This is a genomic window from Burkholderia sp. BE17 (genome assembly GCF_009362305.1).
Lineage (GTDB): Bacteria > Pseudomonadota > Gammaproteobacteria > Burkholderiales > Burkholderiaceae > Burkholderia > Burkholderia pyrrocinia_C.
Map to the genome: position 1 here is coordinate 124,566 of NZ_WHNU01000015.1, position 25,340 is coordinate 149,905.

General features: G+C 68.8%; 26 protein-coding genes. 11 read left to right on the forward strand and 15 right to left on the reverse strand.

Translation table 11 applies throughout. From position 1 onward, the window contains the following. Nucleotides 1-18: 18 nt before the first annotated feature. Nucleotides 19-1,440, reverse strand: a complete 1,422-nt coding sequence (locus GD429_RS15240) for a cytochrome ubiquinol oxidase subunit I (protein WP_152857641.1) — start codon at nucleotides 1,438-1,440, stop codon at nucleotides 19-21. A gap of 595 nt (nucleotides 1,441-2,035) precedes the next feature. On the opposite strand from GD429_RS15240, the gene ltaE reads away from it, so the two are divergent. Further along, nucleotides 2,036-3,049: a low-specificity L-threonine aldolase gene (ltaE, locus tag GD429_RS15245; protein WP_152857642.1), complete on the forward strand. Its 1,014-nt coding sequence runs from the start codon at nucleotides 2,036-2,038 to the stop codon at nucleotides 3,047-3,049. 39 nt (nucleotides 3,050-3,088) lie between these two features. Here the strand turns inward: ltaE and GD429_RS15250 are convergent, their stop codons facing one another. Next, nucleotides 3,089-3,997: an HTH-type transcriptional regulator ArgP gene (locus tag GD429_RS15250; RefSeq protein WP_152857643.1), complete on the reverse strand. Its 909-nt coding sequence runs from the start codon at nucleotides 3,995-3,997 to the stop codon at nucleotides 3,089-3,091. Between the two features lie 395 nt (nucleotides 3,998-4,392). Here GD429_RS15250 and GD429_RS15255 point away from each other — a divergent pair, with 395 nt between their 5' ends. Further along, a complete protein-coding gene (locus GD429_RS15255) occupies nucleotides 4,393-5,463 on the forward strand; it encodes a rhodanese-like domain-containing protein (RefSeq protein ID WP_152857644.1) in 1,071 nt (356 codons plus the stop codon). A 125-nt stretch (nucleotides 5,464-5,588) separates the two neighbouring features. Then, a complete protein-coding gene (locus GD429_RS15260) occupies nucleotides 5,589-6,248 on the forward strand; it encodes a glutathione S-transferase family protein (protein WP_152857645.1) in 660 nt (219 codons plus the stop codon). A 100-nt stretch (nucleotides 6,249-6,348) separates the two neighbouring features. Here the strand turns inward: GD429_RS15260 and GD429_RS15265 are convergent, their stop codons facing one another. Then, nucleotides 6,349-7,041, reverse strand: coding sequence for a phosphatase PAP2 family protein (locus GD429_RS15265; protein ID WP_152857646.1), 693 nt, complete (start codon nucleotides 7,039-7,041; stop codon nucleotides 6,349-6,351). A 429-nt stretch (nucleotides 7,042-7,470) separates the two neighbouring features. Beyond that, nucleotides 7,471-8,703: an MFS transporter gene (locus tag GD429_RS15275; RefSeq protein ID WP_152857648.1), complete on the reverse strand. Its 1,233-nt coding sequence runs from the start codon at nucleotides 8,701-8,703 to the stop codon at nucleotides 7,471-7,473. A gap of 101 nt (nucleotides 8,704-8,804) precedes the next feature. On the opposite strand from GD429_RS15275, the gene GD429_RS15280 reads away from it, so the two are divergent. Continuing rightward, nucleotides 8,805-9,788 carry a LysR family transcriptional regulator gene (locus GD429_RS15280; protein ID WP_152857649.1) on the forward strand — a complete coding sequence of 328 codons (984 nt, stop codon included), beginning with the start codon at nucleotides 8,805-8,807 and terminating at the stop codon, nucleotides 9,786-9,788. Nucleotides 9,789-9,812: 24 nt separating this feature from the next. On the opposite strand, the gene GD429_RS15285 is transcribed toward GD429_RS15280, so the two are convergent. The 6 genes from GD429_RS15285 to GD429_RS15310 all read right to left on the reverse strand — a co-directional run bounded on the left by GD429_RS15285 (nucleotide 9,813) and on the right by GD429_RS15310 (nucleotide 14,473). After that, nucleotides 9,813-10,523 carry a Crp/Fnr family transcriptional regulator gene (locus GD429_RS15285; RefSeq protein WP_321574623.1) on the reverse strand — a complete coding sequence of 237 codons (711 nt, stop codon included), beginning with the start codon at nucleotides 10,521-10,523 and terminating at the stop codon, nucleotides 9,813-9,815. Further along, a complete protein-coding gene (locus GD429_RS15290) occupies nucleotides 10,516-11,154 on the reverse strand; it encodes a 2-hydroxychromene-2-carboxylate isomerase (protein WP_152857650.1) in 639 nt (212 codons plus the stop codon). The genes GD429_RS15285 and GD429_RS15290 overlap by 8 nt, the downstream gene beginning before the upstream one ends. Next, nucleotides 11,151-11,858: a 3-oxoacid CoA-transferase subunit B gene (locus GD429_RS15295; protein ID WP_152857651.1), complete on the reverse strand. Its 708-nt coding sequence runs from the start codon at nucleotides 11,856-11,858 to the stop codon at nucleotides 11,151-11,153. Before GD429_RS15295 ends, GD429_RS15290 begins: the two co-directional genes overlap by 4 nt. Before the next feature lie 37 nt (nucleotides 11,859-11,895). Further along, a complete protein-coding gene (locus GD429_RS15300) occupies nucleotides 11,896-12,669 on the reverse strand; it encodes a CoA transferase subunit A (RefSeq protein ID WP_152857652.1) in 774 nt (257 codons plus the stop codon). A gap of 151 nt (nucleotides 12,670-12,820) precedes the next feature. Further along, a complete protein-coding gene (locus GD429_RS15305; protein ID WP_152857653.1) occupies nucleotides 12,821-13,459 on the reverse strand; it encodes a 2-hydroxychromene-2-carboxylate isomerase in 639 nt (212 codons plus the stop codon). A gap of 183 nt (nucleotides 13,460-13,642) precedes the next feature. After that, nucleotides 13,643-14,473 (reverse strand): IclR family transcriptional regulator, encoded by an 831-nt coding sequence (locus GD429_RS15310; RefSeq protein ID WP_321574624.1) that lies wholly within the window; start codon nucleotides 14,471-14,473, stop codon nucleotides 13,643-13,645. 172 nt (nucleotides 14,474-14,645) lie between these two features. Between GD429_RS15310 and GD429_RS15315 the strand changes: the two genes are divergently transcribed. The 4 genes from GD429_RS15315 to GD429_RS15330 all read left to right on the forward strand — a co-directional run bounded on the left by GD429_RS15315 (nucleotide 14,646) and on the right by GD429_RS15330 (nucleotide 19,444). After that, nucleotides 14,646-15,632 (forward strand): hydroxymethylglutaryl-CoA lyase, encoded by a 987-nt coding sequence (locus GD429_RS15315; protein ID WP_152857654.1) that lies wholly within the window; start codon nucleotides 14,646-14,648, stop codon nucleotides 15,630-15,632. Next, a complete protein-coding gene (locus tag GD429_RS15320) occupies nucleotides 15,629-16,921 on the forward strand; it encodes a CaiB/BaiF CoA transferase family protein (RefSeq protein ID WP_152857655.1) in 1,293 nt (430 codons plus the stop codon). Before GD429_RS15315 ends, GD429_RS15320 begins: the two co-directional genes overlap by 4 nt. An 83-nt stretch (nucleotides 16,922-17,004) precedes the next feature. Continuing rightward, nucleotides 17,005-18,312, forward strand: a complete 1,308-nt coding sequence (locus GD429_RS15325; protein ID WP_152857656.1) for an MFS transporter — start codon at nucleotides 17,005-17,007, stop codon at nucleotides 18,310-18,312. A 1-nt stretch (nucleotide 18,313) separates the two neighbouring features. After that, on the forward strand, nucleotides 18,314-19,444 hold the full coding sequence (locus GD429_RS15330; RefSeq protein ID WP_152857657.1) for an amidohydrolase family protein: 1,131 nt from the start codon (nucleotides 18,314-18,316) through the stop codon (nucleotides 19,442-19,444). 28 nt (nucleotides 19,445-19,472) lie between these two features. Here the strand turns inward: GD429_RS15330 and GD429_RS15335 are convergent, their stop codons facing one another. From GD429_RS15335 to GD429_RS15345, 3 genes are all read right to left on the reverse strand, one after another. Beyond that, on the reverse strand, nucleotides 19,473-19,949 hold the full coding sequence (locus tag GD429_RS15335; RefSeq protein ID WP_152857658.1) for an SRPBCC family protein: 477 nt from the start codon (nucleotides 19,947-19,949) through the stop codon (nucleotides 19,473-19,475). Between the two features lie 135 nt (nucleotides 19,950-20,084). Next, nucleotides 20,085-20,570: an SRPBCC family protein gene (locus GD429_RS15340; RefSeq protein ID WP_152857659.1), complete on the reverse strand. Its 486-nt coding sequence runs from the start codon at nucleotides 20,568-20,570 to the stop codon at nucleotides 20,085-20,087. After that, nucleotides 20,542-20,907, reverse strand: coding sequence for an ArsR/SmtB family transcription factor (locus GD429_RS15345; protein ID WP_152857660.1), 366 nt, complete (start codon nucleotides 20,905-20,907; stop codon nucleotides 20,542-20,544). The genes GD429_RS15340 and GD429_RS15345 overlap by 29 nt, the downstream gene beginning before the upstream one ends. A gap of 190 nt (nucleotides 20,908-21,097) precedes the next feature. On the opposite strand from GD429_RS15345, the gene GD429_RS15350 reads away from it, so the two are divergent. Beyond that, complete coding sequence (locus GD429_RS15350; RefSeq protein WP_152857661.1) at nucleotides 21,098-21,628, forward strand: GNAT family N-acetyltransferase; 531 nt, start codon at nucleotides 21,098-21,100, stop codon at nucleotides 21,626-21,628. Between the two features lie 188 nt (nucleotides 21,629-21,816). Then, nucleotides 21,817-22,395 (forward strand): hypothetical protein, encoded by a 579-nt coding sequence (locus GD429_RS15355; protein WP_152857662.1) that lies wholly within the window; start codon nucleotides 21,817-21,819, stop codon nucleotides 22,393-22,395. Nucleotides 22,396-22,418: 23 nt separating this feature from the next. On the opposite strand, the gene GD429_RS15360 is transcribed toward GD429_RS15355, so the two are convergent. After that, entirely contained in the window at nucleotides 22,419-23,003 is a 585-nt protein-coding gene (locus GD429_RS15360; RefSeq protein ID WP_152857663.1) for a TetR/AcrR family transcriptional regulator, read from the reverse strand. 338 nt (nucleotides 23,004-23,341) lie between these two features. Here GD429_RS15360 and GD429_RS15365 point away from each other — a divergent pair, with 338 nt between their 5' ends. Then, nucleotides 23,342-24,046 (forward strand): SDR family oxidoreductase, encoded by a 705-nt coding sequence (locus GD429_RS15365; protein WP_152857664.1) that lies wholly within the window; start codon nucleotides 23,342-23,344, stop codon nucleotides 24,044-24,046. 55 nt (nucleotides 24,047-24,101) lie between these two features. On the opposite strand, the gene fabV is transcribed toward GD429_RS15365, so the two are convergent. Next, nucleotides 24,102-25,304 (reverse strand): enoyl-ACP reductase FabV, encoded by a 1,203-nt coding sequence (fabV, locus tag GD429_RS15370; RefSeq protein ID WP_152857665.1) that lies wholly within the window; start codon nucleotides 25,302-25,304, stop codon nucleotides 24,102-24,104. Nucleotides 25,305-25,340: the final 36 nt, after the last annotated feature.

Genomic DNA, 25,340 nt, shown 5'->3' on the forward strand with positions numbered 1-25,340 from the left:
TTTGCGGATGGGGTGGGCTCAGACGGTCTCGATCAGCTCGTCGACGGCCGACATCGGGCGGCGCGCGGTGTGATCGGGACGCGTGTCGGGCATGTCGTGTTTCGGGTCGTGCTTCGCGTCGGGCAGCGCGGGGCCGGCCTTCATCAGCTTCAGCATGTAGTACACGCCGGTGCCGAACACGAGGAAGTACACGATCACGAAGGTCATCATCGACAGGCTGACCTGCTGCACCGACAGCGGCGACACGGCCTGCGCGGTGCGCATCACGCCATACACGACCCACGGCTGGCGGCCCGCTTCGGTCGTCACCCAGCCCGCGAGCAGCGACACGAAGCCGGTCGGGCCCATCGCGAGCGCGAAGCGCTGGAACCACTTCGATTCATACAGGCGGCCGCGGCGGCGCAGCAGCCACGCGAGCGCGGCGAGGCCGATCATCGCGAAGCCGAGGCCGACCATGATCCGGAAGCTCCAGAACACGACGGTCGAGTTCGGGCGGTCCTCTGGCGGGAATTCCTTCAGCCCGCGAATCTCGCCGTCCCAGCTGTGCGTGAGGATCAGGCTGCCGAGGTGCGGCACCTTCACCGCGTAGCGGGTCGTTTCGGCCTTCATGTCCGGAATGCCGAACAGGTTGAGCGGCGTGCCGCCCTTCTCGGTTTCCCACAGCCCTTCGATCGCGGCGATCTTCGCGGGCTGGTGCTTCAGCGTGTTGATGCCGTGCTGGTCGCCGATCACGGCCTGCAGCGGCGCGAGCACCAGCAGCAGCCACAGCGCCATCGAGAACATCTTCTTCACGCCCTTGTCGCGGCGGCCCTTCAGCAGGTGCCATGCGCCCGTCGCGGCCACGACCAGCGCGGCGACGATGAACGCGGCGATCGCCATGTGGAACAGGCGGTACGGGAACGACGGGTTGAAGATGATCGCGAACCAGTCGGTCGGCACGACGCGGCCGTCGACGATCTCGAAGCCCTGCGGCGTCTGCATCCAGCTGTTCGACGCGAGGATCCAGAACGTCGAGATCAGCGTGCCGATCGCGACCATCAGCGTTGCGCCGAAGTGCGCGCGCGGGCTCACGCGGTTCCAGCCGAACAGCATGATGCCGAGGAAGCCGGCTTCGAGGAAGAACGCGGTCATCACCTCGTACATCAGCAGCGGGCCGGTGACCGAGCCGGCGAAGCTCGAGAAGCCCGACCAGTTGGTGCCGAACTGATAGCTCATCACCACGCCGGAGACGACGCCCATCCCGAACGCGACCGCGAAGATCTTCGACCAGAACAGGCAGAGGGACTTGTAGTACGGCTTGCCGGTCTTGAGCCAGCGATATTCGAGCACCGCGATGAAGCTGGCGAGGCCGATGCTCAGCGCCGGAAAGACGATGTGAAAGGAGACGGTGAACGCGAATTGCAGGCGGGCCAGATCGAGGGCCGAAAGTGCGGTGTCCATACCAGATGACCGAAGCTGACGATACCCGCCGGCGGGTGCCGGCGGACCCCGGCCGACAGGCGGCGGGGTTGGCTGGAGTATGTGCCGCGATGTTGCACCGCGAAATGCGCCAACTCGTCGCAGATGTCCAGCCCGCCGCGCGCGATTCCGGGATAAATCGTTGATTCGTATCAAGAAGGCCGTTCGTGGCGCGTGCGACCGTGGCGTGGCGGTCTGACGCACGTGCGTCAATATGGCGCGTCGCGTCATCGGAACGGTTCGATGCGCACGCCAGTACCGCGCGGAACCCCCGGCGCGCCGCCGTGCGTGGCCGATCCGTTTCGACGCGTTAGCCCGTCATGCGGGCGACCGCGCGGGTGGGGCGTGGCAGGTGGGGGTGGCAGCTCGGCCGTCGGCACCGCCCTTGGTGCTGCGGCCGGCGCCGCGTTCAACGGCAGCACGGGCGCGCCGCGCATCGCACGCGCCGGTGGCGCCGGTGCGTGCGCGATCGACACTCGACCGTCGGCACGCGCTGCGTGAATTGCGTACACTCTGAGTCTCGTTTCGGCAGGGCCGGGCGCATCGGTTCCGGTCCGCGTTCACTCAGGGCACGAAGATGATCGATTTACGCAGCGATACCGTGACACGTCCGAGCCAGGCGATGCTGGCCGCAATGACTGCCGCCGAAGTCGGCGACGACGTATGGGGCGACGACCCGACCGTGCTGCGCCTGCAGGCGGTTTCGGCCGAGCGGGCCGGCAAGGAAGCCGGCCTGTTCTTCCCGAGCGGCACGCAGAGCAACCTCGCCGCGCTGATGTCGCATTGCGAGCGCGGCGACGAATACATCGTCGGCCAGCTCGCGCACACCTACAAGTACGAAGGCGGCGGTGCGGCCGTGCTCGGCAGCATCCAGCCGCAGCCGATCGAGAACGCGCCGGACGGCACGCTGCCGCTCGCGAAGGTCGCCGCGGCGATCAAGCCGATCGACAATCACTTTGCCCGCACGCGCCTGTTCGCGCTCGAGAACACGATCGGCGGCCAGGTCTTGCCGGAAGCTTATGTGCAGGAAGCCGTCGCGTTCGCGCGCAGCCGCGGGCTGTCCACGCACCTCGACGGCGCGCGCGTATGCAACGCGGCCGTCGCGTCGGGCCGCCCGATCGCGGAGCTGTGCGCGCCGTTCGATACCGTATCGATCTGCTTCTCGAAAGGGCTCGGCGCACCGGTCGGCTCGGTGCTGGTCGGCAGCCGCGCGCTGATCGAGCGCGCGCAGCGCTGGCGCAAGGTGCTCGGCGGCGGGATGCGGCAGTCGGGCATTCTCGCGGCGGCGTGCCTGTATGCGCTCGACCATAACGTCGAGCGGCTCGCGGACGATCATGCGAACGCCGCACATCTCGCGGCAGGCCTCGCACGCATCGAAGCCGTGAAGGTGATGTCGCACGCGACGAACATGGTGTTCGCGCAATTCCCCGAAGCCGATTGCGCGCCGCTCGAGGCGTGGCTCAAGGAGCGCGGGATTCTCACGCAGATGCTGTACGCGTCGCGCTTCGTTACCCACTGTGATGTGTCGCGCGCGGACATCGATACGTTCGTCGGCGCGGTCGGCGCGTATTTCGCGCAGCGGCGCGCGTAACGGTCGAGGGCCACGAGCCGGGCCCGTCACCGGCTCATGTCATTTCGGCAGCGGCGCGAGCAACCGGCGCGCCGCTTCGACCACCCGCGCGGACAGCGACGCCATCGTCGGCGACTGCACGGTCCACGCATGCCAGTACAGCGTGACGTCGGTCGGATGCGCTGGCGCGAGATCGACGAGCTCCTGCGCGTCGAGCGGCGCGGTGCCGATCAGCGGCTCCGGCACCATCGCGTAGCCGAGCCCGTGCCGCACCGCCGCGAAGTGCGAATGGGTGCCCGGCACGTAATGGGACGGGTATGCACCTTCGGGCAACCCGAACTTCTCCTTCAGGAACGACGACTGCAGCGTGTCGCGCCGCGAATACGCGACGATGGGCGCGTTGCGCGCACTCGTGCGGTTCAGCCCGCGCGGAAACCAGCGTGCCGCGAACGCGGCGGCCGCGAGCAGCCGGTAGCGCATCGTGCCGAGCGGCGTCGCGATGCAGCCGCGCATCGGCTTCGGCTCGGTCGTCACGCAGCCGACGGCCATCCCGCTTTCGAGCAGCGCGAACGTGTGGTCCTGATCCTCGACGATCAGCTCGAACAGGATCCGCTCGCCCGCGAGCACGGAGGTCAGCGCGGGCAGGAACCACGTGCCGAGGCTGTCGGAATTCAGCGCGATCGTCACGGAGATCGGCGATTCGCGCTCGGTCGCGAGCGTGCTTTGCAGGTCGGCCTGCAGCAGCGCGACGCGGCGCAGGTGCTGCAGCACGCGCTGCCCGGCCACCGTCGGGCGGCACGGCCGCGTGCGCAGCACGAGCGGCGTGCCGAGGCTCGCCTCCAGCGCGCGGACCCGTTGCGTGACGGCGGATGCGGTCACGTGCAGGCGCACGGCCGCCTGCTCGAAGCTGCCCGTGTCGGCGACGGCCAGCAGCGCGGCGGCCTGCTTCGGATCGATCGTCAGCGACATGTCGACGGAATTCCTGTGAACGGGGACGAGAACAGGCCGTAGTGTAAGGCAGTGCGCGCCGCCGTCCGGGCGCGGCGAATCGTCCTGCCGCGCGCCATTCGTCATCGGAATCGGTTGCCGCGTATGGGACGCCGGCGGCGCGTGCATTTTGATCTACGCTATATGGATGTGCGAAACGCGGCAGGTGCGATGCCGGTTGCCCGGCGTCGATGTCATCATGCCGACGCCGGTGCCGGACGACGATGCGCAGCAGACGCAGCCGTAAACTTCCGGATCATGCGCTGCGACAGGCATACGGACGGGGCGGCACTCGCATCCACTGGCCCGCGCGTCGACGACGCACGGCACGTGGGCCGCACAACACCAACCTGAACAGGCGACGGAGCGACTTCGCGATGATCTTCCGGCAACTTTTCGACCCGCAATCGTCGACATACACGTATCTGCTCGCCGACAGCGCGTCGCGCGAAGCGCTGCTGATCGACCCCGTATTCGAGCAGGTGCGCCGCGACGCGGCGCTGCTCGACGAGCTCGGGTTGCGGCTCGTCGCGACTGTCGACACGCACGTGCATGCCGATCACGTGACGGGCGCGTGGCTGCTGAAGCAGCGCACGGGCAGCGCGATCGCGATCTCGGCCGCAAGCGGCGCGCAGGGCGCCGACCGTTACCTGAACGACGGCGACCGCTGCGCATTCGGCGCGCGCTACCTGACCGTGCGCGCGACGCCCGGCCACACGAACGGCTGCATCAGCCTCGTGCTCGACGACGAATCGATGGCGTTCACCGGCGATTGCCTGCTGATCCGCGGCACGGGCCGCACCGATTTCCAGCAGGGCGACCCGCGCGCGCTGTATCGCGCGGTGCACGGCCGGCTCTTCACGCTGCCGGCCGCGTGCCTGCTGTATCCGGCGCATGACTATCGCGGGCTCACGGTGACGAGCGTCGGCGAGGAGCGGCGCTTCAATCCGCGCCTCGGCGGCGATCTCAGCGAAGACGATTTCGCCGGCTACATGCGCAACCTCGGGCTCGCGCACCCACGCCAGATCGACGTCGCGGTGCCAGCGAACCTGCGGTGCGGCGTCGCCGCGAACGCGCCCGATGCGCAGGCGTCGCCCGACTGGGCGCCGCTCGTCTATACGTTCGCCGGCTTCTGGGAAATCGATCCGCAATGGCTCGAGGATCATCTGCCGGCGGTGCAGGTCGTCGACGTGCGCGAACCGGACGAATTCACGGGCCCGCTCGGCCACCTGCCCGGCGCGATGCCGATTCCGCTCGGCGAGCTGGCCGCGCGCACCGGCGAGATCGCGCGCGACCGGCCGGTCGTGACCGTGTGCCGGGCCGGCGGGCGATCCGCGCAGGCGAACGTGATCCTGTTGAAGGCCGGTTTCGACGCGGTCGCGAATCTAGGCGGCGGGATGCTGCGCTGGCGCGCCGAAGGGCGCGTCGTGATGGACGGCCGGTCGTAGCGCGCCGAGGCCGCGCAAAAAAATTCCGGACCGACGTCGAAACGGCCGGTCGCCGTTCGTCGTCAAGGTATCCGAGATCATGTGGCGCCGCATGACGCGGCGCCGAAACCCCGAGAGACCGCACGATGATGCCGACACTTTACGCCCATCCGTTTTCGTCCTACTGCCAGAAGGTGCTGACCGCGCTGTACGAGAACGGCACGCCGTTCGAGTATCGCGTGCTCGCGCACGACGATCCGAAGCCGATGCAGGAGCTGACCGCGCTGTGGCCGCTGAAGCGTTTTCCGGTGCTGGTCGATGCGGGCCGCACCGTGGTCGAGGCGTCGATCGTCATCGAGTATCTCGGCCTGAACCATCCGGGCCCGGTGCGCCTGCTGCCCGACGATCCGCACGCGGCGCTCGAGGTGCGGATGATGGATCGCTTCTTCGACAACTACGTATCGACGCCGCAGCAGAAGGTCGTGCACGACGCGCTGCGGCCGGAGGCCGAGCGCGATGCTCGCGGTGTCGCCGATGCGCGTGCGATGCTCGAAACGTCGTATGCGTGGCTGGACCAGAAGATGGCCGATCGCGAATGGGCGGCGGGCGAGCGCTTCAGCCTCGCCGATTGCGGCGCGGCACCGTTCCTGTTCTACGCGGACTGGACGCACCGGATCGATCCGTCGTTCGCGAACGTGATCGCGTATCGGAAGCGTCTGCTTGCGCGGCCGTCGTTCGCGCGAGCGGTCGACGAGGCGCGGCCGTTTCGTCCGTTCTTTCCGCTCGGCGCGCCCGATCGAGATTGATTGGCGCGGCCGTCGCGCGGCGCGCCGCCGCCGCGCACGGCCGGCAGCGCGTACCGGGGCGACGGAAGGAAAACAGAGGCAGCATCGCGGCGCCTGCCCGTCACATCGTGTGCGTGGCCGACTGCGCGAGCGTCAGCAGTTCGTCGAACTGCGTGATCAACTCGAAGCACAGCAGGAACGCGAGCGTATAGGCCGGCGCGGGAAAGCGCCGGATCATCTCCAGCACCTGGGGCGCGAAGCGCGACCGGATCGCATCGCGCGTCAGCAGCCACGCGATCGCGATGCCGATCGCGGCGCCCGCGATCAGGTCGGTCGGGTAGTGAAAGCCGAGATATGCGCGCGGCAGGCAGATGAACACGACGGAATACAGCAGCGCGAACACGCCGACGCGGCGCGCGATGATGAAGATGCCGGTCGCGATCGCCATCCACAGCATCGCGTGATCGCTCGGAAACGAACTCCACGCCTGCAGCGTTGCCGCGCGCAGTCCGGCCGACGGAAAGTGCAGGTGCAGGTCGGGGTTGTAGATCGGCCGCACGCGGAACGGCAGCACCTGCGCAAGCAGCCGGCCGAACGCGAGCGCGATGAGCCCGCTCGCGACCGTTGCGATAACCAGCTCGCGTTGCCGCTCGCGGTTCGGGCCAGGCTGGAACCACAGCCAGCACAGCACGGGAATCAGTACGAAGCCCTTGAACGTGTACAGGCCTGCGATCACGCGGATCACGTGATTCATCAGCGGGCCGAACGTCATGTGGGTGAGGAAGATCTGGATCGCGGTGTCGAAATTGTTCATGTTCTGTGCCCCCGGGCGGACGCGCAGCACGAGGCGCGCGGCCGGCAGGATCTGGAAGCGCGCTCGTACCGGAGCGCAACGGGGGGCAAGTATGTCACCCGTTATTTCGAAGAAAATGCAAAAAAATACCGGGAATCCCCTGATAAAACGGGGCTGCGCGGAGGGGCCGGATGGCGGAGTGCCGAGCGGCGGGGCACGGTCGAATCGTCCGATGTTTGCGCGTCGATGTGCGCGATCGCCGGAAAAATAATTGGTTGAACTGGACAATCCCGCAGGCTGGTGCGGACCTTGCGCCGGATGAACGAATGCGGGTTACGCCCGGTGCGAATCTGTCAGGCCACGCAGCGCGATGCATGCGCCGGTCGAAAATAAAAGAAAAGGCGGGCAAGCCCTGTGGGCCTGCCCGCCTCGGCTGCGCGACGTCGAATTTCAGTTGCGCCAGACCCGCACGGCGAGCGCGGCCAGCGACGTCGCGACGGCCAGCGCGGTCACCGCATTCCAGCCCAGTTGCGCGAGCAACGAACTGCCGATCGCGGCACCGGCCGCCATCCCGATGAACATGCCGACGAACAGCACCGCGTTGAGGCGGCTGCGCGACGCGGGATCGATCCGATAGACGATTGCCTGGTGCGCAATCAGCGTTGCCTGCACGCCGAGATCGAAACCGATCGTCGCGACCGCGAGCAGCACGAGCTGCGCATGCGGCGACATCAGCGGCGCGGCGGCCATCGACGCGAACGACAGCGTCGCGATGCCGATACCGATGCGCGTGACGCGCTCGGGGCCGTGATGGTCGGCCAGACGGCCGGCGATGGGCGCAGCCAGCGCACCGGCGGCACCCGCGAGGCCGAACGCGCCCGCGGCCGCGCTGCCGAGGTGGAACGGCGCGCCGTGCAGCATCACCGCGAGCGTCGACCAGAACGCGCTGAACCCGACGGACAGCAGCCCCTGCGCGAGCGCGGCGCGGCGCAGTGCCGGATGATCGCGCCACAACGCGCCGAGCGAGCCGATCAGCGCGCGATACGGCAGGCGCGTGGTCGGTTCGAAGCGCGGCAGCCCGCGCGCGGCCACGATGCCGATCGCGGCGACGCTGGCGGCGGCGAGCGCGAACATCGCGCGCCAGCCGGCCGTCTCGGCGACGAAGCCGGCCACGACGCGCGACAGCAGGATGCCGAGCAGCAGCCCCGTCATCACCGTGCCGACGATGCGGCCGCGATGCGTGTCATGGGCGAGCGTCGCGGCGGCCGGCACGACGTCCTGCGCCATCGTCGCGGCGAGGCCGATCGCGAAGCTCGCCGCGAGCAGCAGCCCGAGCGACGGCGCGACAGCGGCGAGCAGCAGTGCGGCGACCAGCGCGGCGGCCTTGGTCACGATCACGCGGCGCCGGTCGAAGCGGTCGCCGAGCGGCGCGAGCAGCAGGATGCCGAGCGCATAGCCGAGCTGCGTGAGCGTCGGCACGAAGCCGATCGCGCGCGCCGACGCGCCGAGATCGGCCCCGAGTGCGCCGAGCATCGGCTGCGCGTAGTAGAGCGGTGCGACACCGAGGCCGGCAGCCGCCGCGAGCAGCAGCACGAGCCGGCGATCGGGCATCGAATGGGCGGCCGGGTGGGCCGCGGTGTGCGCCACACGGGGCGCGGCGTCGAGACGGGTCGGAGTGGACATGGCGTGCATCCTGGGTTGGATAACGGGATGGACGCGAGTGTGGCGGCGCGCGGCCGGCGACGGTAGTGCCGCCTCGTGCAGATTTGTTATACGCTCCACGAATGAACGAAAAATCTTCCGCTTCTCCCGCTACTGGCGGCTCTCCGCGCATTCAGACGGTGCCGGTGGACGGTGCCGGTTATCGTTTCGAGCTGATGGAAACCTTCGTGCGCATAGTCGAGGCCGGCAGCCTGTCGGCCGCTGCCGCGCAACTGCATACGACGCAGCCGACGATCAGCCGGCGGCTGCAGGCGCTCGAACGCTCGCTCGGCATGCGGCTGCTGCAACGGACGACGCACACGATGCGGCTGACCGTCGACGGCGAGCGCTGTTTCAAGCGCGCGAAGGAGCTGCTGGCAAACTGGGCGGCGTTCGAGGCCGATCTGCGCGGCGCGCAGGAGGAGCCGGACGGGCTGCTGCGGGTCGCGGTGCCGCACGCGTTCGGGCAGGAGCGTTTCATCGGGCCGCTCGCGCAGTTCCTGCACGACTATCCGCGCGTGTCGGTCGAGTGGCTGCTGCAGGACGAGGTGCGGGATTTCGTCGGCAGCGGCATCGATTGCGCGATCCTGGTCGGCGAGCCGACCGATCCGTCCGTGGTCGCGATTCGGCTGACGAAGGTGCCGCGTTTCGTGGTTGCCGCGCCGTCGGTACTGAACGGCGCCGACCTGCCGGCCGACCCCGACGCGCTGGCCGCGTTGCCGTGGCTCGCATTGCGCACGTATTACCGCACCGAGCTGACGCTGACGCATGCCGTCACCGGCGACACGCGGCGCATCTCGATCCGACCGCGCATCACGACCGCGAACCTGTACGCGCTGCGCAGCGCGGCACTGCTGGGCGTCGGCGCGTGTGTCGGTTCGACATGGATGCTGGCCGACCACCTCGCGCGCGGCGAGCTCGTGCACCTTGCACCCGAGTGGCAGGCCGCGCCGCTGCCCGTCTACCTGGTCTATCCGCATGCGCAGTTCTACCCGTCGCGGCTCGTGCGGTTCGTCGCGATGATGCGCGAGGCCGTGCCGGGGCTCGTCGAAGGGCGCGACGCATGACGCGCTCGGCGCGCCCGGCGTGTATCACGCGCCGTAGCAACGCAAGCGCGCGAGATCGACGACGGTGATCCCGCCGTATTCGAGCCGCACGAGCCCTTCCTTCTGCAGCGTCTTCAGTGACTGGTTCGCGACCTGTCGCGTGATGCCGGACAGCAGGCCGAGCTCTTCCTGCGTGATATCGAGGTGATCGCCGCCGCCCGGATACAGCACCGGATTGAACAGCGACGCGAGGCAGCGAGCGAGCCGCGGCGTCGCATCGAGCAGCCGGTCGTATTCGAGCAGCGCCATGAAATGCGACAGCCGTTCGTTGAGCTGACGGACCAGGAAGCGGTTGAACGCGACGCTGTGCTCGACGAGCCACATGAAGGTCGGCCGTTCCATGAAGGCCATGCGCGTGTCGCGCAGCGCGACGCTGTCGTAGCGGCGAGGCTCGTTCTTCAGCACGGTGCCCTCGCCGAACCAGCCGCCGGCCGGCACGCCGGTGAACGTGACGCTGCGCCCTTCCGGCGACACCGTGCCGATCTTGATCAGGCCGGTCACGACGCCGGTCCAGCTTTCGAGCACGGTGTTTTTCGGGCAGATGCACGCGCCGCGCGCGAACGTCTTCTCGACGATGCCCGCGCAGGCGCGCTCCGCCTCGTCGTCGGGCAGCTCGATCGACCACGCGGCGATATGCGCGAGCCGCGCGCGGCCGACGCCGGGGCGCGCGGTGCCGGGGACGGACGGCTCAGTCACGCCGGATGCCTTCGGGCAGTGCGCTGATGCGGCGTACTTCGGGCGAATCGAGCCACGCGCGCGACGCGACGCAATCGACGAACATCGCGGTCGCGTCCTCGCCCCAGAAAAGGTTGCCGTCGAGTCCGAACGTCGGCACGCCGAACACGCCGCGCGCAATCGCGTCGTCGGTATACGCGCGCAGTGCGTCCTTCACTTCCTGCGCATCGACGGCGGTCACGCCTTCGGGGAAGCCGACGGCGTCGCACAGCGCGGCGAAGCCCTCCGGCGACGCGACGTCATGCCCGTCGCGCCAGATATGGCGGAAGATGCGCCGGATCGCATCGAGCGAGCCGCCCATCGCGATTGCGAGCCGCAGCGGCTTGATCGGATTGAACGGATGCGCGGGCGGCATCCGGTATGCGATGCCGAGCTGCCCGGCGCGGTAATGCGCGTAGCGATAGATGAACCCGCGCTTGGCGGCGATCTCGGTGGGGCCCTTTTGCCCGCAGTGCTTCAGCAACGCGCCGAGCACGATGGGGCGCGGCTCGACGCTCAGCGTCCGCGGCAGCCGGTCGAACTGCTCGAGCTGCAGATACGCGAATGGCGAACCGAAATCGAAATACCAGGTGGCGGTTTGCTTGGGGCTCATCGCGCGAGTCCTTCCGGGGTGGCCGGCGCGGCCTGCGCGTGCCAAGTCGGCGCCAGCGTGAACGGCGCGCCGGCCATGGCGCGGATTTCATCCAGTGTGGCATGCGACAGGATTTCGCGCAGCACCAGGCCGTCGTCCGTCACGTCGAACACAGCATGTTCGGTGACGATCACCTTCACGCAGCCGCTGCCGGTGAGCGGCAGCGTGCAGCGCGGCAGGATCTTCGGGCGGCCGTGCTTGTCGGTGTGCTGGAGCGCGGCGATTACCTTGCGCGTGCCGTGGCACAGGTCCATCGCGCCGCCGATCCCGGGCCACCATTTGCCGTCGCGCCGGCACGCCCAGTTCGCGAGGTTGCCCTGCGCGTCGACCTGCAGCGCGCCGAGGATCGTGACGTCGATGTAGCCGTTGCGCATCGCGCCGAGCGACGTCGCGAGATCCATCAGCGCCGCGCCGGGCGGCAACGTGATCGGTTCGCAGCCGGCGTTGGTGACGTCGCTGTCGAGTGCGTCGAGCGACGGCCGGCCGCCGAAGCCGAACGCGCCGTTCTCGGTATGGAAGATCACGCCGGCGTCGGCGTCGAGATAGTTCGCGGTCAGCGTGGGGATGCCGAGCCCCAGGTTGACGACTTCGCCCGCGCGCAATTCCTGCGCGCAGCGGGCGGCGATGCGTTGTTTCGGATGCGTGGGCAGCGCGGGGGCGGGCATGGCGGTCTCCTTCAAGGCGTGTGCGAGGGCGCGTCGATCAGGCGTGCGCTGCGTCGTCGGCGGTCGGCAGCCGGCCGAGCTTCGTCCATTGCCGGCGGTACAGCGCGTGCTGTTCGTCGAGCGTCAGCCCGTGCACGACCGCATCGACGAACACGCCGGGACAACCGACCCGCTCGGGCGGAATCGCGCCGACCTCGACGATCTCGTTGACTTCGACGATCGTATAGCGGCCCGCCATCGCGATGTCGCGCTGGTTCTGCAGCGACGTGCCGCGAAACTCGACGTTGCCGAACGTGTCGGCGCGCCAGCCCTTGATGATCGACACGTCCGCGGTGAGCGGCGGCTCGACGAAGCACGTGCGGCCGTCGATCTCGATCTTCCGCTTGGGCGCATCGAGGGCGGGGAACATGCCCGGCTGGTCGAGGATGCCGACGCCGACCGGCACGAGCACGCCGCCCAGGCCCATCGCGCCGGCGCGCACCTTCTCGGCCCAGGTGCCCATCGGGAAGAACTCCGTCACGCGCACCGCGTCGGTCAGGTACGCGTGCGTCGACTCGTCGGTCGTGCCGACGTGCGTGCCGATGAATTCGGCGAGCTGGCCGGACGCGAACAGCCGCGCCTTGAGGAAGCCGCCGCGCAGGCCGGGCGTGTTGGCGATCAGCGTCAATCCGTTCACGTCGCGACGCAGCAATGCTTCGATGCAGACGGCGGCTTCGCCTGCGCCGACGAATTCGCCGAGCATCAGGCGGCTGCCGGAGTGCACGTGCGACAGCGCGTCGTCGACCGGTATCACCTTGTTCGCGTAGCGCATCGGCGTCTCCTCCCGGGTTGTGATGCCGCGAGTGTAGGCGGAGCGGTGGGCGGAAGTTGTCTTGTGGATGACAATTGCGGCGGCGGATCGGCCGGCGCGCGGCGGAATCGGGCGGACGTCGCGAAGCGCATCCGGCCCACGGTTCGCAGGCTCAGCCGCGCCGAATCCCTTCGGGCAGCGCGCTGATGCGGCGCACCTCGGGCGAGTCGAGCCATGCGCGGGACGTCGCGCAGTCGGCGAACATGTCGGTCGCATCCTCGCCCCAGAACAGGTCGCCGTCGAGTTCGAAGGTCGGCACGCCGAATACGCCGTGCGCGATCGCGCGGTCCGTGTTCGCGCGCAGCGCGTCCTTCACCGGCTGCGCGTCGACGGCCGTTACGCCGTCCGGAAAGCCGACGGCTTCGCACAGCGCGGCGAAGCCTTCCGGTGTCGACACGTCATGGCCGTCGCGCCAGATATGCCGGAAGATCCGCTGGATCGCATCGAGCGAACAGCCCATCGCGATCGCGAGGCGCAGCGGCTTGATCGGGTTGAACGGATGTGCCGGCGGCATCCGGAACGGGATACCGAGCTTGTCCGCGCGGTATTGCGCGTGGCGATAGGTGAACAGGCGCTTCGCGGCGATTTCAGCGGGCGCTTTCTGGCCCCAGTGCGCGAGCAGTGCGCCGAGCACGATCGGGCAGGGCTCGAACGCGACAGCCGGCGGCAAGCGGTCGAATTGCTCCTGCTGCAGGTAGGCGAACGGCGAAACGAAATCGAAATACCAGGTGGCGGTGTGCGCGGCGGTCATGGCGAATGTCTCCTCGTGCGGGGCCGATCGACGGTCGGGTCGTCGCGTGCCGGCCAGGCGGCGCGCGATGTGGGGTGCAGCGAGTGTCGCACGCGGTGGCGTTTTGCGCTGTTGCGCGGCGGACGAGCGATTGCGGCGAACGAGATTCGCCGCATCCGGGCGGGAGCGGCCGCGCGTCGCCGGCTACGGTTGCGCGCTGTCGCCCGGCGTCGGCACTGACGCCGACGCGAGCCGCGCGAGGCTGTCGCGCACGGCGGCCGCGTCGTAGCGTGCGCCCGCGCCGCCGAGTGCGACGGTCGCCTTCTGCGCGAGCGGCAGCAGCATCGCGAGCGCCGCCGCCATCGCGGGCGTGGCGGCGAGCCGCGATTTCGGGCCCGACACCGTCAGCGCGCCGACGCATGCGCCGGCAGCATCGAACACGGGCGCGGACGCCGACGCCGTCTCGGGGTCGCGCTCGCCGTACGACGCGGCCCACAGTTGTTCGCGCACGTCGTTCCAGCGTGCGTCCTGCGTGTCGGTGAACGCCAGCAGCACCTTCCCGGACGCGCCCTGGCCAACCGGAAACTCCTCGCCGACGCGAATCGACACGCGCACCGCGCGTGCGGGCTCGACGCGGTAGAGCACCGAGCGCATGTCGCCCTGGCGCACGTAGAACGACGCCGTTTCCCCGAGTTCGCGGCTCAGCGTCTCGAGCAGCGGCTCGACCACCGGGCCGACCCGGAACGAGCGCTGGTACAGCGCGGCGAGCCGCAGCGGCTCGTGCCCGACCGCGTACTGGCCGTCGTCGAGCTTGCGCATGAAGCCGCCATGTTCGAGCGCGGCGAGCAGACGCAGGATCGTGCTCTTGTACAGCCCGGTGCGGCGCGACAGTTCGGCGAGCGACAGCCGGTCGTCGGTCGGTCCGAATGCACGGAGGATCGCGAACGCGCGGTCGAGCACGGCGACGCCGCTGGAGGCTTCCTCGGCCGACGAATCGGTCCCGTCGCCGGCCTGATCTGCTTGAGTCGTAGGCACTGCCTGCTTCCTTCGAATGATGGTCGGTCGACTATATCGTTCTGTCTGGCAGAACGCAAGTTCCAGAAAATCGCAATTTCACGGGTATACCCCGCTTACAGCTCATTCGGCACACGCCTAAAGTTCTGTCAAACAGAACGATGTTCTTTTAGATAGAACGATGAGGTATCGAATGAGCGTTTCCGAATATCCGAAGGTGCTGGTCAGCGAGGTCGGGCCGCGCGATGGCCTGCAGAGCATCAGGACCGTGATGCCGACGGCCGGCAAGCTGCGCTGGATCACCGCGCTGGCCGCGGCTGGCCTGCGCGAGATCGAGGTGGGGTCGTTCGTGCCGGCCACGCTGTTGCCGCAGATGGCCGATGTGCGCGAAGTCGTCGCGCACGCGCTGGCGATTCCCGGGCTGCATGTCGCCGCACTTGCGCCGAACCTGCGCGGCGCCGAACACGCATTCGACGCGGGCGTGCACAAGCTGACGCTGCCGGTATCGGTGACGGAAGCGCATTCGCTGGCGAACATCCGCAAGACGCCCGCGCAGATGATCGACGAGGTGCGCGCGATCGTCGCGCTGCGCGATGCGCGGTTTCCGTCGGTGCAGATCGAGGCGGGCGTGTCGGTCGCGTTCGGCTGCACGATCGCGGGCGCCGTCAGCGACGACGAGACGATCGCGATGGCCGTCGAGATGGCCGAATGCGGCGTCGACGAAATCGGGCTGTCCGATACGAGCGGTTATGCGAACCCGGCGCAGGTGCGCCGGCTGTTCGCGCGCCTGCGCCGCGAAGTCGGCGACAAGGCCGGCGGCGCGCATTTCCACAACACGCGCGGGCAGGGGCTCGCGAACGTCGTCGCGGCGCTCGACGCGGGCGTGACGACGATCGACGCGAGCCAGGGCGGCCTCGGCGGCTGTCCGTATGCGCCGGGCGCGACCGGCAACATCGTCACCGAGGATCTCGTGTTCCTGCTCGAATCGATGGGAGTCGACACGGGCGTCGACGTCGACGCGCTGCTCGTCGCGCGCGGGATCCTGCACGACGCGCTGCCGTCCGAGGCGCTGTACGGCCACGTGCCGGACGCCGGGTTGCCGAAGGGCTTCCGCTACGCGGACGGCCGCTCTCCGGCAGCGGCTCAACCGGAAGGATGCCTGACGGGAGTCGCGCAATGAGCGGCCGGCTACCTGCTGCGGCACTGCCGTACGAAGGCGTGCGCGTGATCGAGATGACGCACATGGTGATGGGGCCGACCTGCGGCATGCTGCTCGCGGATCTCGGCGCGGAAGTCATCAAGATCGAACCGATCGCGGGCGACGGCACGCGTGCGCTGCGCGGCTCCGGCGCGGGCTTCTTCGGGATGTTCAACCGCAACAAGAAGAGCCTCGCGGTCGACGTGAAGGATCCGCGCGGGCTGGAAATCGTGCTGCGGCTCGTCGGAACGGCGGACGTCTTCAGCGAGAACTTCAAGAGCGGCACGATGGACCGGCTCGGCCTCGGTTATCCCGCGCTGTACTCGCTGAATCCGCGCATCGTTTACGTGTCGCACAAGGGCTTCCTGCCGGGGCCGTACGAGCATCGCACCGCGCTCGACGAAGTCGTGCAGATGATGGGCGGCCTGGCCTACATGACGGGCCCCGAGGGCCGGCCGCTGCGCGCGGGCGCGAGCGTAAACGACATCATGGGCGGGATGTTCGGCGCGATCGGCGCGATGGCCGCGCTCGCGCAGCGCGAGCGCACCGGCCGCGGCCAGCAGGTGCAGAGCGCGCTGTTCGAGAACAACGTGTTCCTCGTCGCGCAGCACATGATGCAGTTCGCGGTGACGGGGCAGGCCGCGTCGCCGATGCCGAGCCGGATCTCCGCGTGGGCCGTCTACGACGTGTTCTCCGTGAAGGACGGCGAGCAGATCTTTCTCGCGGTCGTGTCGGATACGCAGTGGGCGTTGTTCTGCGATGCGTTCGGCTTTGCGGCGCTGAAGGACGATCCGCGCCTCGCGACCAACAACCTGCGCGTGCAGGCGCGCGAGTGGCTGCTGCCCGAGTTGCGCTCGCGGCTCGCGCCGCATTCGGCCGCGGAGATCGGCGCGATCTTCGAATCGATCGGCCTGCCGTACGCGCCGATCACGAAGCCGCAGGACCTGTTCGACGATCCGCATCTGCTGGCGACCGGCGGCCTCGAAGCGGTGACGCTGCCGGCCGACGCGAGCTGCGCAGGCCGGCCGGTCGACACACGCACCGCACTGCTGCCGCTGACGCTCGCGGGCGAGCGGCTGCGGCTGCGCTCGGCGCCACCCGCGCTCGGTCAGGACACGCACGCGTTGCTCGGCGAGCTCGGTTATGCGCCGGACGACGCGCGTGCGCTGATCGAAGCGGGCGTCGTCGCGGGGCAGTACGGCGCGGACGATGCAGCACAGGGCGACGGGCCGGGCGGCGCGCCTTCGCCGAACGAAGTGGCGAGCGCATAGCGCGGCCGCGATCCATCGAACGAACAAAAGCATCCCGGCCGCGCAACGCGCGGGCGCGGATCGCCGCATCCACGGAGACAACCATGACATCCGCTTCCCCGGCGCTGGCCGCCGATCGCGAGACCGACACGTCGGTCGAGCAACGGGCCGTGCGCAAGGCCGCATGGCGCTTCATTCCGCTGCTCGCGCTCGCATATTTCTTCAACTACCTCGACCGCACGAGCGTCGGGTTCGCGGCGCTCACGATGAACCGCGATCTCGGGCTGACCGCGACGCAGTTCGGCTGGGGCGCGGGGATCATGTTCGCGGGCTACTGCGCGTTCGAGGTGCCGAGCAATCTCGCGCTGTACCGTTTCGGCGCGCGCCGCTGGCTCGCCCGCATCATGATCACGTGGGGGTTGATGGCGGCCGCGACCGCGCTCGCGACCGGGCCGACGAGCTTCTACGCGATCCGGCTGCTGCTGGGCATCGGCGAGGCCGGATTCTTTCCGGGCGTGATCTTCTTCCTCGCCGTGTGGTTTCCGGCGAGCTACCGCACGCGCGTGCTCGCGTGGTTCACCGTGTCGACGCCGCTGTCGTCGCTGATCGGCGGCCCGCTGTCGACGTGGCTGCTGCAGCTCGACGGCGCGCTCGGGCTCGCGGGCTGGAAGTGGATGTTCATCGTCGAAGGGCTGCCCGCGTGCGTGCTCGGCTTTTTCGTGCTGAAGCTGCTGTCCGATTCGCCGGCGGATGCCGCGTGGCTGACGGCCGACGAGCGCGCGGCGCTGCAGCGCGCGTTCGAGCGCGAAGGCGCGGCCGCCGGCCGCAAGAAGCGCTTCGGCGTCGCGCTGCGCGACGTGCGCGTGTACGTGCTCGCGCTGATCTCGTTCGGCTTCACGATGGGTTCGTACGGGATCGGCATCTGGCTGCCGCAGATGCTGAAGGCGCACGGCATGTCGACGATGCAGACGGGCTGGTTGTCCGCGGTGCCGTACTTCTTCGCGACGGTCGCGCTGCTGTGGTGGGCGAAGCGTGTGGACCGTCGCGGCGGCCCCGTCGCGAACCTCGCGATCGGGCTGTTCATCGGCGCGGTGGCGCTCGGCGTGTCGACGCATTTCCTGACGCTCGGCCCCGCGCTCGTCGGCATCACGCTCGCGCTGATCGGCACGATTGCCGGCCGCACGATCTTCTACACGCTGCCTTCGCGCTTCCTGTCCGGCCAGGCCGCGGCCGGCGGGCTGGCGCTGATCAACTCGATCGGCGCGCTCGGCGGTTTCGCGGGCCCTTATCTCGTCGGCTACCTGAAGGACAGCTTCGGCACCTTCACGGCCGGCATGCTCGGCCTCGCGATCGTGCTGGCGATCACGACGCTGCTCACGCTGTCGCTGTATGCGTTCGACCGGAGCGAATGACATGGACACGACGATTTCGATCAAGCGGCGCCGGCTGCTCGGCGCGGCTGCCGCGTCGCTCGCGGTGCCCGCGTTCGCCGATACGCCCGCACCGGCCCAAGATGGAGCTTCCCGCATGACGACGCAAGGCAACTATCTCGCCGTCCGCCCCGACTGGCTCGCGTCGGCGCTCGAACCCGCGCTCGAGCCCGACCTGCCGATCGTCGACGCGCATCATCATTTCTATGAACGGCCGGGCTGGATCTACATGCTCGACGACTATCTGCAGGACGCTCGCTCGGGCCACAACATCCAGGCGTCCGTCTACATGCAGGCGCAGACGCGCTATCGCGATTCCGGCCCCTCCGAACTGAAGCCGGCCGGCGAGACGGCCTATGTCGCCGGCGTGACCGAGCCGCTGCAACACGGCCGTCCGGCCGTCGCGAAAGGCATCGTCGGACACGCGGACCTGCGGCTCGGCGAACGCGTGCGCGACGTGCTAGAGGCGCATCTCGAAGCGGGGCGCGGGCGGTTTCGAGGGGTTCGGCACCTGACCACGTGGGATGCCGATCCGACGCTCGCCAATCCGCTGTCGGCGGTGCCGCGCGGGCTGCTGCTCGATTCCGCGTACCGGGCCGGCGTCGCGCAGCTCGCTCCGCTCGGGCTGTCGTATGACGCGTGGCTGTTCTTTCCGCAACTGCCCGAGCTGTTCGAGCTCGCGAAGGCGAACCCCGATACGCGGATCGTCGTCAATCATTGCGGCGGCGTCGTGCGGATCGCGAGCTATGCGGACAAGCGGCCGGAGGTGTTCGAGCGCTGGTCGGCGTCGATGCGCACGCTCGCGCAACTGCCGAACGTGTATGTAAAGGTCGGCGGGCTCGGGATGCGCATCAACGGTTTCGATTTCGAGAAGGGCGCGCGGCCGCCGTCTTCCGCGCAGCTCGCCGACGCGTGGAAGCCGTGGATGCTGACCTGTATCGAAGCATTCGGCGCCGAGCGCTGCATGTTCGAGAGCAATTTCCCGGTCGACAAGGGCTCGTATTCGTACGTGAACGGCTGGAACGCGTTCAAGCGGCTGACCGCGCATGCGAGCCCGGACGAGCGCGACGCGCTGTTCCGCGGCACGGTTACGCGCGCTTACCGGCTCGGCTGACGGCGCGTCACGGCAGGCCCGCGCGCGCTCACCCTGTCTCGACCAGCGCCGCGAGCTTCGCCAGCGCCATGCGCCAGCCGGTCTCGTTGTCGGCGGCCGGCACGCCGGGCGGTATTCCGTCTTGCACGGCGTCCACGCGCGTGCCGCCCGCTTCGTCGGACAGCGTGATCGTGATCGTCATGGCGCCGCGCAGCATCGGATCGTCGGTTTCGAACACGTCGATCTCGACGACCTGCTGGTCCGGCACGAGCGTGACGAAGCGGCCGTGGTAGGTGTCGGTGCGCGCGGTGGTCTTGCCGGTGTCGGCCGACGGCGCGTCGTAGCTCAGCGACACGCGTAGCGCGCCGCCTTCGCGCGCGTCGTACGCATGCACGCGGCACGTCATGCCGTCGGGCACCTTCCATTGCTCGACCGCGTGCGGATCGAGCAGTGCGCGGTAGACGCGCCCACGCGGTGCGTTCAGGTGCCGGCTGACCCGGGTCGAATGCGTGTGCATATGCAACATGACGCCTCCCGCGGAGCGCGCGCGACGGTGCACGCCGGATGCCGGCGTGTCGTCACGCTTCCTTCAGGAATCGTAGGCGCGGGCGGGGCGGCTTGCAATAAACGCGCACCCGCCCGCGTTCAGCCGTTCAGCCGTTCAGCGCAGCGTGGCCGCGAATGCGTCGAGCTGCGTGATGCAGGTGTTCCAGCCCTCGAAGAAGCCGAGCGCTTCGTGGCGCTCGCGCGTCGCGGCATCGGGGTGCATCACGCGTGCCTCGTAGCGGCTGCCCGCATCGTCGTCGGCCATCGTAATGATCGCCGTGAAGCCCAGCCACGGCACTTGCGGCCGCCAGCCGCCGGTAAGCATCGACGTGAACGCGATGCGCGCTTCTGGCACGATTTCGAGGAAGCAGCCGGGGTTGTCGCTCGTGCCGCCATCGGGGCCGCGCATGAACGTGTGGAAGGCGCCGCCCGGCCGCAGGTCGAACGCGCGCACCTCGGTGGTCCACGGCTTCGGGCACCACCATTGCCTGAGCAGTTCGGGATCGGTCCACGCACGCCACAGCGCGCGGCGCGGGGCGCGCAGCGTGCGCGTGATGACGAGGTCGTTGGCTTCAGCGGGTTCGATGTGGCTTGCTGACATCTTGCTCCTCCTGGTGACGGCGTTCGACGAATTCGACGAGACGATCGGATCGCGCTTCCCACAGCGCGCGTTGCGCGGCGAGCCATGCCTCGGCCTCGGTCAGCCGGCTGCCGACCAGCGCGCAGGTGCGCGAGCGGCCGGTTTTCCTGGTCTCGACGAGGCCGCTGCGCTCGAGCACGGCGACGTGCTTCATAAACGACGGCAGCGCCATGTCGAACGGCGCGGCCAGCGCGGAGACGGTCCGCTCGCCCTGGCCGAGCGCGCTGACGATCGCGCAGCGCGTCGGGTCGGCGAGGGCGTGGAACACGTCGCTGATGCCGGATTGAAAGTTAGCCATGCGGCTAAGTATAGGCGATGCAGCGAAAATTTTCGTCGCGTAGGATGATGGGGCGGTAACACGCGCCAACCTGCACCGCGTTGCCGGACGCCTGCCGCCGTTGCGCAAGCGTCGACGACCGGCTGGCGCTCTTTCCAATCCGGGCGCATGACGAACGAACGCGTGCGGCCCGGCTGACTACCGGAGATGCATGACCGAACCTGTTACCGTCCGCCGCGTCGGCGCGCGCGACGCGAGGGCCTGCGTCGACGCGCTGGCCGACGTGCTGATCGATTGCGTCGAGGGCGGCGCGTCCGTCAGCTTCATGTTGCCGATCGAGCGGCCGACCGCCGTCGCGTTCTGGACGCGCGTGGCCGACGGCGTGGAGAACGGTGAGCGGATCCTGCTCGTCGCCGAAAACTCGGCCGGCCGGATCGTCGGCACCGTGCAGGTCGTGACCGCGCAGCCCGAGAACCAGCCGCATCGCGCGGATATCGCGAAGATGCTCGTGTCGCGGCACGCGCGCCGGCAGGGCGTCGCCGCGCGGCTGATGGCGGCGGCCGACGCGGCCGCGCGCGACGCCGGCAAGACCGTGCTCGTGCTCGACACCGTGACGGGCGGCGACGCCGAGCGGCTGTACGAGCGGGCCGGCTGGCAGCGCGTCGGCGTCGTGCCGAACTACGCGTTGATGCCTGACCGCGCGTTTTGCGCGACGACGTTCTTCCACAAGCAGCTCGCGTAGCGGCACGCATTAGCGCCGCTCATCGGCATCCGCCATGCCTCGCTGAGAGCTGAGAGCTGAGAGCTGAGAGTCGAGAGCCGGGCGGCGCCTGAAGCCGGTCAGCAAGAAAAGCAGGGCCGGCAACCGTGCCGGTCCGATATATTCACGCAGGTAGAACGCCAACAAAACGCTACGGACCCGCCGCCTCGATGAAACGCTCCCATGTCGCTCTCGCCCTCGCGGGCCTGCTCGTCGCACTGCCGATTGCCGCGTACGCGCTCGTCAAGCCGCTGCGCATCGTCGCGCCCGCGCTGATCCCCGGCGTGTCCTGCCCGAGCGCCGACATCTGCACGGACGATGCCGCGAAGCTCGGCGACGCGCAGCAGCTCTATCGCGACGGCTATGCGCGCGCGGCGGCGGCCGTCGGCGCGTTCCGCGCCGCGCCGCGCGTCGTGTTCTGTTCGACGCGCGCGTGCGCCGACGCATTCGGCCTCGGCCAGCGCGCGGCGCTGACGCTCGGCGATTTCGGCGTGGCCGTGGCGCCGCGCGGCTGGCAGACCTACTTTCTCGCGCACGAGCTGATCCATCACCGCCAGGCCGAAGTGCTCGGCAACCTTGCCGTCGCGACCAAACCGCGCTGGCTGATCGAAGGGATGGCGTATTCGCTCAGCGACGATCCGCGCCATCCGCTGACGGAGCCGTTCGAATCGTGGCGCACGCGTTTCGATGCGTGGCATGCGGCGCTGGGCGGGCAGCCGCTGTGGGATGCCGCGCGGGCGGTCGAATAGCGCGGGAAGCGCTGCGCGCTTCGTTACGCCGGCGCAACCGGACCGTCGCATCCGTCGATGAGCGTATCGCGTCCGGCCTCGAGGATCTCGTCGGCCAGCGCGGGATCGGTGCCGGCAATCGCACGCGACAGCACGAGCGCCCCGACCATCTGGCTGAATACCGCGAGCGCGTCGCGACGCGTCTGCGCCAGCGTCGCGCCTTCGGTCGCCACCATCCGTTCCAGCCGGTCGAGATACGCTGTCAGGCCGTGCGCGTAGCACGCGCGCGCCGCGTCGGTCAGTCGCGGCGCGTCGCCCGCGAAGCCGGACAGCGGACACCCGGCCTCGACATTGTCGCGATGCGCCGCCGACAGATACAACGCCACCTGCGCGGCGAGACTGCCGGCGTTCGGCGAATCCGCGCGGTCCTGCATCGCCTTTTCCATCACCTCGGCGACCAGCGCATCCTTCGACTTGAAGTGGTTGTAGAAGCCGCCCTGCGTGAAGCCGGCTTCCTTCATCAACTCCGTTAACCCCACGGCGTCGACGCCGCGTACGCGGAACAGCCGCTCGGCGGCCGCGACGATCGCGCTCCGGTTCTCGGCAGCCTGCTGTCTTGACACGCCCATCGATCCCTCCCTGATTCTGCTGATCGCGTCGATTGAAAATCACAATGGCGATCACAATTGACATGCCCGGGCCGCGCGAACACAATGCACCGCAAAGACAATGGTGATCGACATTGATATCGAGTGTAGCCGACTTGGCGGGCGGTGCGAAGCCACGGCTGGAACACGGATGGCAGTCGGTCGAGGTCTTTGGCGCCGCAGGGTGACGGGCAGCGGACGGCTCACCGTCTGCCCCCGGCGGCGCAGCGATTCGGTACGCAATGGCAGCCTCGTTTTCCACCGGATCTCACGCGCGACGAGCCGGCGCGCATGCGATTCATCATGCGAAAGGAACGATCATGAAGATCGAAGGTGCAGTCGTTTTCGTGACGGGTGCAAACCGCGGGCTCGGGCTCGAGTTTGCGAAGCAGGCGCTCGCGAGAGGCGCGCGGAAGGTCTATGCGGCCGCGCGCGATCCGGCCAGCGTGACGCTGCCGGGCGTCGTGCCAGTGAAGCTCGACGTGACCGATCCGGCGGCCGTCGCCGCGGCGGCCGACGCGGCGCGCGACGTCACGCTGCTGATCAACAACGCAGGCATCGCGCGGCTCGGCAGCCTGACGGACGACGGCGCGCCCGACGCACTGCGCGATCACTTCGAAACCAACGTGTTCGGGATGCTGGCGATGTCGCGGGCGTTTGCGGGCATCCTCGCCGGCCATGGCGGCGGCGCGATCCTGAACATCCTGTCGGTCGCGAGCTGGGTGAACCGGCCGATCCTGTCGGGATACGGCGTGTCGAAATCGGCTGCGTGGGCGCTGACCAACGGGCTGCGCCATTCGCTGCGCGAGCAGCGCACGCAGGTCGTCGGGCTGCATGCCGGTTTCATCGATACCGACCTGACACGCGACCTCGACGTGCCGAAGGCCACGCCGGACGACGTCGTGCGCCAGGCCTACGACGCGATCGAAGCGGGTGCGGAGGAAGTGTCGACCGACGAGTTCACGCGGCAGGTGAAAGCCACGCTGTCGTCGGGCGTCTATCTGGAAGAACCGGCGCCGCGTTGACGCCGCCGGGAAGCTCGGCCCGCCGCCCGCGCGGTGCGCGCGGCGGGCCGTGCCGTCAGGCCGTGGTGTCGATGATGCCCGGGATCTTCACGTCCGGGTTCACGTCCGCGTCGTAGTCGACGCCCGCGATCTCGAAGCCGAACAGACGCAGGAAGTCGGTCTTGTAGCCGGCGAAGTCGGTCAGCTCGTACAGGTTCTCGTTCGTCACCTTGTCCCACTGCGCGACGACCTTCGCTTGCACCTGCGGATCGAGCTCCTTGTAATCCGCGCGCAGGCGGCCTTCTTCGTCGACGTGCGGCGTCGCGCCGTACAGGCTGTCCTTGAGGAGCCCGTACACCTGCTCGATGCAGCCTTCGTGCGTGCCGGTTTCCTTCATCACCTTGAACAGCAGCGACAGGTACAGCGGCATCATCGGAATCGCCGAGCTGGCCTGCGTGACGACGGCCTTCAGCACCGACACGCGTGCGTCGCCGCCGTGCGCGGCCAGCTTGTCGCGGATCGACAGCACCTTCTTGTCGAGATCCTTCTTCGCTTCGCCGATCGAGCCGTTCCAGTAGATGTCGTGCGTGATCTGCTCGCCGAGATACGTGAAGGCAGTCGTCTTCGCGCCGTCGGCCAGCACGCCGGCTTCATCCAGCGCGTCGATCCACATCTGCCAGTCCTCGCCGCCCATCACGGCGACGGTGCCGTCGATCTCTTCCTGCGTCGCCGGTTCGAGCGCGACTTCGCGGATCACTTCCTTGTCGGTGTCGAGGCCGCGGAACGTGACCGCCTTGCCGATCGGCTTGAGCGTCGAGCTGATCGTTTCGCCCGTCTTCGGGTGCGTGCGGCGCGGCGCCGCGAGGCTGTAGACGACGAGATCGACCTTGCCGAGATCCTGCTTGATGGTGTCGATCGTGACCTGCTTGACCTTGTCGGAGAATGCGTCGCCGTTGATGCTGCGCGCATAGAGCCCCTTTTCGGCGGCGAATTTCTCGAACGCGGCGCTGTTGTACCAGCCGGCCGTGCCGGGCTTCGATTCGCTGCCGGCGCGCTCGAAGAACACGCCGAGCGTGTCCGCGCCCGAGCCGAATGCGGCCGAGATCCGGGCGGCGAGGCCGTAACCGGTCGACGCGCCGATCACGAGCACCTTTTTCGGGCCATTGGCGATCGGGCCGTGCGAAGTCACGTAGTCGATCTGTTCCTTGACGTTGGCTTCGCAGCCGACAGGATGAGTCGTCACGCAGATGAAGCCACGCACGCGCGGTTTGATGATCATGGAAACCCTCTAGTCAGAAAGGCAGAAACGGCCTGA

Bases quoted from the DNA above. Each gene is read 5' to 3' on its own strand.
- GD429_RS15325 (WP_152857656.1), top strand. From the start codon at position 17,005: ATGACATCCGCTTCCCCGGCGCTGGCCGCCGATCGCGAGACCGACACG.
- GD429_RS15350 (WP_152857661.1), top strand. From the start codon at position 21,098: ATGACCGAACCTGTTACCGTCCGCCGCGTCGGCGCGCGCGACGCGAGG.
- GD429_RS15335 (WP_152857658.1), bottom strand. From the start codon at position 19,949: ATGTTGCATATGCACACGCATTCGACCCGGGTCAGCCGGCACCTGAAC.
- GD429_RS15280 (WP_152857649.1), top strand. From the start codon at position 8,805: ATGAACGAAAAATCTTCCGCTTCTCCCGCTACTGGCGGCTCTCCGCGC.
- GD429_RS15250 (WP_152857643.1), bottom strand. From the start codon at position 3,997: ATGTCGCTGACGATCGATCCGAAGCAGGCCGCCGCGCTGCTGGCCGTC.
- GD429_RS15340 (WP_152857659.1), bottom strand. From the start codon at position 20,570: ATGTCAGCAAGCCACATCGAACCCGCTGAAGCCAACGACCTCGTCATC.
- GD429_RS15240 (WP_152857641.1), bottom strand. From the start codon at position 1,440: ATGGACACCGCACTTTCGGCCCTCGATCTGGCCCGCCTGCAATTCGCG.
- GD429_RS15275 (WP_152857648.1), bottom strand. From the start codon at position 8,703: ATGTCCACTCCGACCCGTCTCGACGCCGCGCCCCGTGTGGCGCACACC.
- GD429_RS15355 (WP_152857662.1), top strand. From the start codon at position 21,817: ATGAAACGCTCCCATGTCGCTCTCGCCCTCGCGGGCCTGCTCGTCGCA.
- ltaE (WP_152857642.1), top strand. From the start codon at position 2,036: ATGATCGATTTACGCAGCGATACCGTGACACGTCCGAGCCAGGCGATG.
- GD429_RS15260 (WP_152857645.1), top strand. From the start codon at position 5,589: ATGATGCCGACACTTTACGCCCATCCGTTTTCGTCCTACTGCCAGAAG.
- GD429_RS15365 (WP_152857664.1), top strand. From the start codon at position 23,342: ATGAAGATCGAAGGTGCAGTCGTTTTCGTGACGGGTGCAAACCGCGGG.
- GD429_RS15330 (WP_152857657.1), top strand. From the start codon at position 18,314: ATGGACACGACGATTTCGATCAAGCGGCGCCGGCTGCTCGGCGCGGCT.
- GD429_RS15315 (WP_152857654.1), top strand. From the start codon at position 14,646: ATGAGCGTTTCCGAATATCCGAAGGTGCTGGTCAGCGAGGTCGGGCCG.
- GD429_RS15345 (WP_152857660.1), bottom strand. From the start codon at position 20,907: ATGGCTAACTTTCAATCCGGCATCAGCGACGTGTTCCACGCCCTCGCC.
- GD429_RS15305 (WP_152857653.1), bottom strand. From the start codon at position 13,459: ATGACCGCCGCGCACACCGCCACCTGGTATTTCGATTTCGTTTCGCCG.
- GD429_RS15290 (WP_152857650.1), bottom strand. From the start codon at position 11,154: ATGAGCCCCAAGCAAACCGCCACCTGGTATTTCGATTTCGGTTCGCCA.
- GD429_RS15300 (WP_152857652.1), bottom strand. From the start codon at position 12,669: ATGCGCTACGCGAACAAGGTGATACCGGTCGACGACGCGCTGTCGCAC.
- GD429_RS15295 (WP_152857651.1), bottom strand. From the start codon at position 11,858: ATGCCCGCCCCCGCGCTGCCCACGCATCCGAAACAACGCATCGCCGCC.
- GD429_RS15320 (WP_152857655.1), top strand. From the start codon at position 15,629: ATGAGCGGCCGGCTACCTGCTGCGGCACTGCCGTACGAAGGCGTGCGC.
- GD429_RS15265 (WP_152857646.1), bottom strand. From the start codon at position 7,041: ATGAACAATTTCGACACCGCGATCCAGATCTTCCTCACCCACATGACG.
- GD429_RS15360 (WP_152857663.1), bottom strand. From the start codon at position 23,003: ATGGGCGTGTCAAGACAGCAGGCTGCCGAGAACCGGAGCGCGATCGTC.
- GD429_RS15255 (WP_152857644.1), top strand. From the start codon at position 4,393: ATGATCTTCCGGCAACTTTTCGACCCGCAATCGTCGACATACACGTAT.
- fabV (WP_152857665.1), bottom strand. From the start codon at position 25,304: ATGATCATCAAACCGCGCGTGCGTGGCTTCATCTGCGTGACGACTCAT.